The sequence below is a fragment of the Kitasatospora sp. NPDC059803 genome, assembly GCF_042732255.1.
Lineage (GTDB): Bacteria > Actinomycetota > Actinomycetes > Streptomycetales > Streptomycetaceae > Kitasatospora.
Genome location: NZ_JBHWIJ010000114.1, coordinates 16,466 through 23,313, shown reverse-complemented (window position 1 = coordinate 23,313; position 6,848 = coordinate 16,466). Strand labels below are relative to the sequence as shown.

Here is a 6,848-nt window from a genome sequence, read left to right as displayed (position 1 = left end):
CTGCCCCCGTGGCCGCCCCAGCTGTTGCGGCCCCCGGTAACGGGCCCGTACGTTGCGCCCCCCCCCGGACGCTGGTCGGCGGCCTCCCGGCACCCGGCGCCGTCGGCGTCGTAGAGCAAGCCGGTGGGGCCCTGGGCCGCGGCTTTCTGCGGGATCGCGATCTGGCGCTCTTCTCCGGGGGCCAGGGCCGGGAGGGTGCACGGGACCTCCTCGGGCACGGCGGAAATGCGAGCCTTCCCTGGCTTACGTCAAGCATGTTGACCTACGCTGCCGGTATGAGCGAACGGGTAGTCCCCGAGCCCCGGCGGCAGCGTCGGCGGCCCACCAAGCAAGGCGTCATCCTGTCCAGGGAACTGATCGTCGACACCGCGTTGCGGCTCATCGAGCAGCACGGCGCGGACGCGCTCACCGTACGGCGGCTCGGTACCGCGCTCGGCGCCGATCCCAGCGCCGTCTACCGCTACTTCCGCAGCACCGACGACCTGCTGCTCGCCGTCGCCGACGAGCTCATCGGCCGCGCCCAGTACGGTTGGCAGGCCACTGGTGACTGGCGCGCCGACCTGCGCGCCATCGGCCTGCGAATCCACGCCGCCTACCAGGCCCACCCCCAGGCCGCGCTGCTCGCCGCCCACCGCACCACCGGCCGAACCTACGAGATCGCCGCCGTCGAGGCCATCCTCGGCGTCCTGCGCGGGGCGGGCTTCCCCGACCGCGAGGCCGTCCGGATCTACCACGCCTTCGTCGACCAGAGCCTCGGCTTCGCCGCGCTCGACGCCGCCGCCCTCGCCCTGCCCGCCGCGGCCCAGGCCGCCGACCTGGAGGTCTGGCAGGCCTCCTACGCCCGGCTCGACGCCACCACGCACCCGCACATCGCCGCCACCGCCCGCCTCCTCACCAGCGACATGCGCCGCAGCGGTTATCCCTACGCCCTCGACCTCCTCCTCGACGCCGCCGAGGCCCGTCTCCCGGCGACGGGCTGAGCGCGGGCGACGGGCCGAGCGCTGCCGGATCCGAATCGGCCCTCGGAACCGGGCCGATCGCTCCCGGCTGCGTCGGCGACCGTCACGGTGCCGACGCAGCCCTGGCGCCTACGCGTTCCTGGGTACGTTTCACCACTTCGTGCGGGGGATCCCGGTAGTGCCCTGAGACGCCGGGGCGCCGACTCCCCCCCCGGGTGGGTCAGTCCGCCGCGTGGACGAGCCGGCCGCCGACGTAGGTGCGCAGGACGCGGGCGTCGGCGATCTCCTCGGCGGGGGCGGTGAAGAGGTCGCGGTCCAGGACGACGAGGTCGGCGAGGTGGCCCGCCGTGAGGGTGCCGGCGTCGTCATGGCCGTTGACGTGCGCGGTTCCGGCCGTGTACGCCGCGAGGGCGGAGGCCAGGTCGAGGCGCTGCTCGGGGAGGAAGACCCGGCCGTCGGCGGCCCCCGGCTCCCTCCGGTTGACGGCCACGTGAACGCCGGCGAGCGGGTCCGGGCTGCTCACCGGCCAGTCGCTGCCCGCCGCCAGGGTGGCGCCCGCGCGCTGGAGGGCGCCGAAGGGGTACTGCCAGGCGGCGCGCTCCGGGCCGAGGAACGGGATCGTCAACTCGTCCATCTGAGGCTCGTGCGCGGCCCAGAGCGGCTGGATGTTGGCGATCGCGCCGAGCCGGGCGAAACGGTCGAGGTCATCCGGGTGAACCACCTGGAGGTGGGCGAGGTGATGGCGGGTGCCGCGTCGCCCGTTGGCGGCGAGGGCGGCCTCGACCGCGTCCAGCGCCTCGCGGACGGCCCGGTCGCCGAGGGCGTGGAAGTGCACCTGGAAGCCGAGCGCATCCAGCTCGGTGACGTACCCGCGCAGGGCGGCCGGGTCGACGAAGCTGAGGCCGGAGTTGGCGGTGGCGCAGCCGCAGCCGTCCAGGTAGGGGCTGGTCATGGCAGCGGTGAAGTTCTCGGCGATGCCGTCCTGCATGATCTTCACCGAGCCGGCCCGGAACCGCCCCTGGCTCAACCCTGCACGCCGCTCGACCAGTTCGGGGATCTGCTCGGCCCCTCGGTCGCGGTCCCACCAGAGCGCGCCGGTCACCCGGGCGGTCAGCGCGCCGGAGCGCGCGGCGGCCAGGTAGGCGTCGGACGGATCCGGCTGGCCGTTGAACTCGCCGAGCAGCGCGTCCTGCCAGCCGGTGATGCCGAGCGAGTGCAGCAGCCGTTGGGCGCGCAGCAGCCCGTCCAGCCGGTCGGCGGCGGTGGAGGGCGGGATCAGCCGGGCGACCAGGCCGGTGGCGCCCTCCTGGAGCGTGCCGCCCGGAGTGCCGTCCGGCTCGCGCTCGATCCGGCCGTCCGCCGGATCGGGGGTGTCCCGGGTGAGGCCGGCGAGCTCCAGCGCCCGGGTGTTGGCCCAGGCGCCGTGGTGGTCGCGGTTGGTCAGGTACACCGGGCGGTCCGGGACGACGGAGTCCAGCAGTTGCCGGGTCGGCAGCCCGCCCTCGAAGCTCTCCATCGACCAGCCGCTGCCGGTGATCCACGCCTGGCCGGGATTGGCGTCGGCGTACGCGCGGATCCGCTCCAGGTAGTCGGCGACGCCGACCGTGCCGGTGAGGTCGCAGACCGCCAACTCGGTGCCGCCGAAGACCGCGTGGATGTGCGCGTCCTGGAATCCGGGCAGCAGCAGCTTGCCGGTGAGGTCCACGACCTCCGTCCCCGGCCCGATCAGCTCCCGGACCTCGTCGTGGCCGACGGCGGTGATCCGCTCGCCGGTCACGGCCAGGCTGGTCGCCCGGGTGCGGGCGGCGTCACCGGTGTGGACCGGGCCGCGGGTGAAGACCAGATCGGCCTCGGGCATGGGGTGCTCCGTTCTCTCGTGGCTTCCGTGGATCGTCAGTCGGTGTCGGGCAGGAAGTAGGGCGAGCGCCGCCGCCAGCGGGCCCAGGCGGCCGCCGGTAGTCCGGTGACGATCATCATCACCGTCACGGTCAGCTCGAACCACCCGTTGTCGGCGGCTAGTTCGAAGTGGTCGGCGGAGTCGTAGAACGACCAGGCGAGATAGCCGCCGACGGCGAGCAGGGTCGCCGCGCCCAGCAGCGGGCCGACCACCGCGCGCAGCCCCTCCAGCAGGTTGCTGCGCAGCAGGTGCCGGAACCGGACGGCCGCCGCGACGGCCGTCAGCGCGTAGTACAGCGCGACGATGATGCCGATCGCGTTGACGGAGGCGGAGATCAGGTCGTTGACGGTGGGGATGACGATCGAGGCCAGCGCGAGGGCCATCGCGATGCCGGTGATCAGGAGCGTGCCGACGGCGGGCGTCGCGTGCTTCGGGTGCAGCCGGGTCCAGACCGGGCCGAGCACGCCGTCGCGCCCCATCGCGTACATTCCGCGCGCCGTCGGGATCACGGACGATTGCAGGGAGGCCACCGCGGAGAACATGAGCGCGATCAACGGCAGGGCGGCCAACGGCTGGTGGGCGAGCGTCGTGCCGAAGTAGGCGAGCCCGTGCGCGCCGTTGTCGGCCAACTCGTCGAGCGGCAGCACCCGTTGGAAGGCCGTACCGGCGAGCAGGAAGAGCAGCAGCATCACCACCAGGGCGAGCATGCCGCCCCGCGAGGCGTCCCGGGGGCTGCGCACCTCCTCGCCGACGCTGAACACCGACTCGAAGCCCCAGTAGCAGAACACCGCCAGCACCATGCCCTGGGCGAGCGCGTCGAAGGACGGGATGTCGAACGGGTTGAACCACTGCAGTGAGAACGGCTGGTCGCCGGCGAACAGTCCGTACCCGCAGAAGCCGAGCAGCACCGCGTACTCGAACACCAGCAGCGCCTTCTGCAGCCGGGCGGCCAGGTCCAGGCCGCGCACCGCCACCAGCGCCGCGCCGGCCAGGACCACCAGGCCGAGCAGGGTGCACTGGACGGTCGAGTCGGCGTCGAGGCGGAGGCCCGCGACGCTGCGCACGTGGGCCAGGTCGAGGAGCTGGATGATGGAGGACCCGGTGACCGTGGTGGTGTAGGCCATGAAGACCACGGTGCCGACGGTGTTCACCCAGCCGGTGAGGAAGCCCAGCCAGGGGTTGAGTATTCGGCCCACCCAGCGGTAGCTGCTGCCGGCGTCCGGCTCAACGGCGTTCAGTCGCCCGTACCCGCCCGCGATGGCGAGCACGGGCAGGAAGGCCAACAGCATGATCGCGGGCAGGTGCAGGCCGACGACTCCGGCCATCAGGCCCAGGCCGATGCCGATGCTGCTGGTGGCCGCCGTACTGGAGGCGGCGATCGTCGCCCCGTCCAGCAGGCCGATGGACTTGTGCATGGTGACGTGGGGGCTGCTCGTGTCCGGTCTCGGAGCGTCGCCCGTGGCCTTCACCGTCGGTGTCAACGGATCACCGCCTTGCTCGTGTGGGGGAGGGGTGCGAGACATGAAACCGGTGGCGTCCCTACACGTCAATGCTGTTGTCATAAGAGCTGGCGCGCAGGAGAGCGCGAGCAAGGGCTCGAAGCCATCCTCGGGCGGGAACGGGCCCGGGGTGAACAGCCCCCGACCCTCGAACACACCGCGGACGCCGTACTCGCGCCCCTCTACTACCGTGCCGTCTTCACCGACCTGCCGCTGACCGCCGAATGGACCCGCACCCTCGTGTCGCGGCTGCTGTCGCCCGGTCCGGTCCAGCAGCAGGCCTCCTGAGGTTCGCAGGAGGCCCGAAGAACCTGTTCGGTTTTTTTGGGCGAGGACCGGATGGAACTCGATCATCGCAGGTCGGGGGGCGCGGCTTCGGCCCCGTTGCTTCAGGTGTTGAGCAGGCGGTTGAAGAACGAGCGGTAGCGCTGGAGCGCGACGCGCAGTTCTTCGGTCGGCACCTCGTCGCCGCGGTGCCACTGGCCTTCGAGGTCCTGCTTGTGCGCGGAGAAGGTGGTGGCGAGTGCCTGCATCGCCTCGGCGACCAAGTTGTCGGCCGCGGACACGGCGTTGCGCGGGTCGTCGACGAAGTCGCCCTGGATCTTCTGCCACCGGGAGCGGAACTCCTCCTGCTGCCCGCCCAGCAGGGGTTCGTTCTCGGCGGATTCCGAGCCCTCGGTGCGCTCGGACGGCTCGGATGGCTCGGATGCCTGGGTGTAGCCCGTTTCCTGGTGCTCTTCCTGCCCACTTTCCTGCTCGCGGTCGCGGCCTTCGAGCGTGAACTCCTGCTCGCCGCTCCGCTGTTCGGTGGTGGCTTCCCCGGGGAACGCCGGTGGCGAATCCGCCCCGGAGGTGTCGCTCTGTTCGTCGGTGTCCTGTCGGGCGCCGGCCAGGTCCTCCGTGGACAGGCCGCCCTCGACCGGTTCGGATGTTGCTCGGCTGTGCATCTCTTCACTTCCCTTTCGGCAGTTCCGGTCGGCGGCCGTCGCCGGTCTCGCCCCGTCGGCTCAACTCGCCGGTCCGGGGCTCACGCACGGCTGCCCTGCGGACGGTCGCCGTTGTGGAGCAGTTCCTCGAACAGGGTGCGGTAGTGCACCATGGCGCCCCGCAGTTCTTCCGTGGTCGCCTGGTGGCGGCTGCTGCGGTCGTTGACCTCGTGGGCGGACCGGAAGTGCGTCAGCACGCTCCCGTGTTCGACGGAGAGGTCCTTGAGCTGCTGCTCGTACCCCTCGGTCGGGTATCCGCGCTCGCTCATGAGCGTGGTGACGAGCCGGTCCGCCTCGTGCACCGTGTCGTCGGGCCGGTCGACGAACTGTTCCTGCACCCGTGCCCAGTCCTTGGCGTAGCGGTCACGGGCACCTGGTGACAGCGGTTTGATGTTCAGCGAGTCGTGGCGCGACTCGCGCTTGCGCAGCTCCCGGTCGGCGGCGAAACGGCCGTCCTTCGCCTCGGCGGTCCGGTCGTACTCCGGGCCGAACCGTTCCTGCAGATGGCGGCGGCGGATGGCGAACGTCGCCACCAGCGCGGCCACGACCAGAAGGGCGAAGACGATGACGAGGACTGCGATGAGGGTCCCTGTTGACATTTGGGTCCTCCGCTTGTAGCTCCGGACCTCCCTGAACGGCGCGTGCCCTGCGGCCCGGAGCCAAAACGCGGACGAACCGAAGAAGTCGAACGACGTGCCACGGCGGACGTGCCCGATCACGTTGAGTGGCCCACGGCGACCCGGGGAGCGTCCGACGGCGTGCCCGGAGACGTTGACGGACGGTAGCCTTGGCTGCCCGTGGAGTGACCCGGGCGGACCCGAGGGGGCAAGGGTGGCGGAGGACGGGCGGGTGCCGGGGCTGGTCGGGCGGCAACGGGAGACGGAGTTGCTGACCGCGGCGCTGGTCCAGGCCGTGGACGGTGCGAGCGGTTCCACGGTCCTGCTGCGCGGTGAGGCCGGGGTCGGCAGGAGCACACTGCTGGCCTGGGTGGAACGGGCGGCGCGGGAGCGGGGGTTCACCGTCCTGCGGGCGCTCGGTACGGAGGCGGAGACGGATCTCGCGTTCGGCGCCCTCCACCAGGCCTTCCGCTCGCTGCTCCAGCACACCGACGCCCTGTCCGCGCACCAGCGGGAGGCCCTGGAGAGCGCGCTCGGCGTCCGGGCCGGCACCCCGAGCGGGTTCGCCGTCGGCGCCGCCGCGCTGGCCCTGCTGGAGGAGGCGGTGCGGACCGCCCCGGTGCTGCTGCTCCTGGACGACCTGCACTGGATCGACTCCTCCAGCGCGAGCGTGTTCGCCTTCCTGAACCGCCGCTGCGCCGAGCTGCCGGTGGTGATCGTCGCCGCCATCCGACCGGGCGGACCGGCCGCCCGGACGTGGTCGGCCGAGACCGTCGACGTGCGGGCCCTGCCCCGGGGGGGCCCGGGGGGAGAGCGGGGGGCCCCCGACCCCGCCCACGCCCCCCCCCCCCCGGGCCCGGGGCGCCCCGGCGCGGGCGGGCACACCCGGG

8 protein-coding genes are annotated in these 6,848 nt (G+C 72.5%); 3 read left to right on the top strand and 5 right to left on the bottom strand.

Features of this window, described 5'->3' with window-relative positions:
- The coding region (locus ACFV6I_RS19610) for a hypothetical protein (protein ID WP_380426606.1) at window positions 1-218 on the bottom strand (218 nt) is incomplete at its 3' end.
- A 57-nt stretch (window positions 219-275) separates the two neighbouring features.
- Here ACFV6I_RS19610 and ACFV6I_RS19605 point away from each other — a divergent pair.
- Window positions 276-980, top strand: coding sequence for a TetR/AcrR family transcriptional regulator (locus ACFV6I_RS19605; protein ID WP_063352140.1), 705 nt, complete (start codon window positions 276-278; stop codon window positions 978-980).
- Window positions 981-1,179: 199 nt separating this feature from the next.
- Here the strand turns inward: ACFV6I_RS19605 and ACFV6I_RS19600 are convergent, their stop codons facing one another.
- Together ACFV6I_RS19600 and ACFV6I_RS19595 are read right to left on the bottom strand one after the other, a co-directional pair.
- Window positions 1,180-2,817, bottom strand: a complete 1,638-nt coding sequence (locus ACFV6I_RS19600; protein WP_063352139.1) for an amidohydrolase — start codon at window positions 2,815-2,817, stop codon at window positions 1,180-1,182.
- 35 nt (window positions 2,818-2,852) lie between these two features.
- Window positions 2,853-4,271, bottom strand: a complete 1,419-nt coding sequence (locus ACFV6I_RS19595; protein WP_063352138.1) for an APC family permease — start codon at window positions 4,269-4,271, stop codon at window positions 2,853-2,855.
- Between ACFV6I_RS19595 and ACFV6I_RS19590 the strand changes: the two genes are divergently transcribed.
- On the top strand, window positions 4,158-4,643 hold the full coding sequence (locus tag ACFV6I_RS19590) for a TetR-like C-terminal domain-containing protein (protein WP_380426604.1): 486 nt from the start codon (window positions 4,158-4,160) through the stop codon (window positions 4,641-4,643). The genes ACFV6I_RS19595 and ACFV6I_RS19590 overlap by 114 nt on opposite strands.
- 101 nt (window positions 4,644-4,744) lie before the next feature.
- Here the strand turns inward: ACFV6I_RS19590 and ACFV6I_RS19585 are convergent, their stop codons facing one another.
- A complete protein-coding gene (locus ACFV6I_RS19585; RefSeq protein ID WP_380426602.1) occupies window positions 4,745-5,302 on the bottom strand; it encodes a hypothetical protein in 558 nt (185 codons plus the stop codon).
- Window positions 5,303-5,382: 80 nt separating this feature from the next.
- Complete coding sequence (locus tag ACFV6I_RS19580; protein ID WP_380376210.1) at window positions 5,383-5,940, bottom strand: hypothetical protein; 558 nt, start codon at window positions 5,938-5,940, stop codon at window positions 5,383-5,385.
- A gap of 232 nt (window positions 5,941-6,172) precedes the next feature.
- On the opposite strand from ACFV6I_RS19580, the gene ACFV6I_RS19575 reads away from it, so the two are divergent.
- A partial coding sequence (locus tag ACFV6I_RS19575) for an ATP-binding protein (RefSeq protein WP_380426600.1) occupies window positions 6,173-6,848 on the top strand: 676 nt, incomplete at its 3' end.

Excerpts from the sequence above, each read along its gene's own strand:
- ACFV6I_RS19605 (WP_063352140.1), top strand. The coding sequence starts at position 276 with ATGAGCGAACGGGTAGTCCCCGAGCCCCGGCGGCAGCGTCGGCGGCCC.
- ACFV6I_RS19600 (WP_063352139.1), bottom strand. The coding sequence starts at position 2,817 with ATGCCCGAGGCCGATCTGGTCTTCACCCGCGGCCCGGTCCACACCGGT.
- ACFV6I_RS19595 (WP_063352138.1), bottom strand. The coding sequence starts at position 4,271 with ATGCACAAGTCCATCGGCCTGCTGGACGGGGCGACGATCGCCGCCTCC.
- ACFV6I_RS19585 (WP_380426602.1), bottom strand. The coding sequence starts at position 5,302 with ATGCACAGCCGAGCAACATCCGAACCGGTCGAGGGCGGCCTGTCCACG.
- ACFV6I_RS19580 (WP_380376210.1), bottom strand. The coding sequence starts at position 5,940 with ATGTCAACAGGGACCCTCATCGCAGTCCTCGTCATCGTCTTCGCCCTT.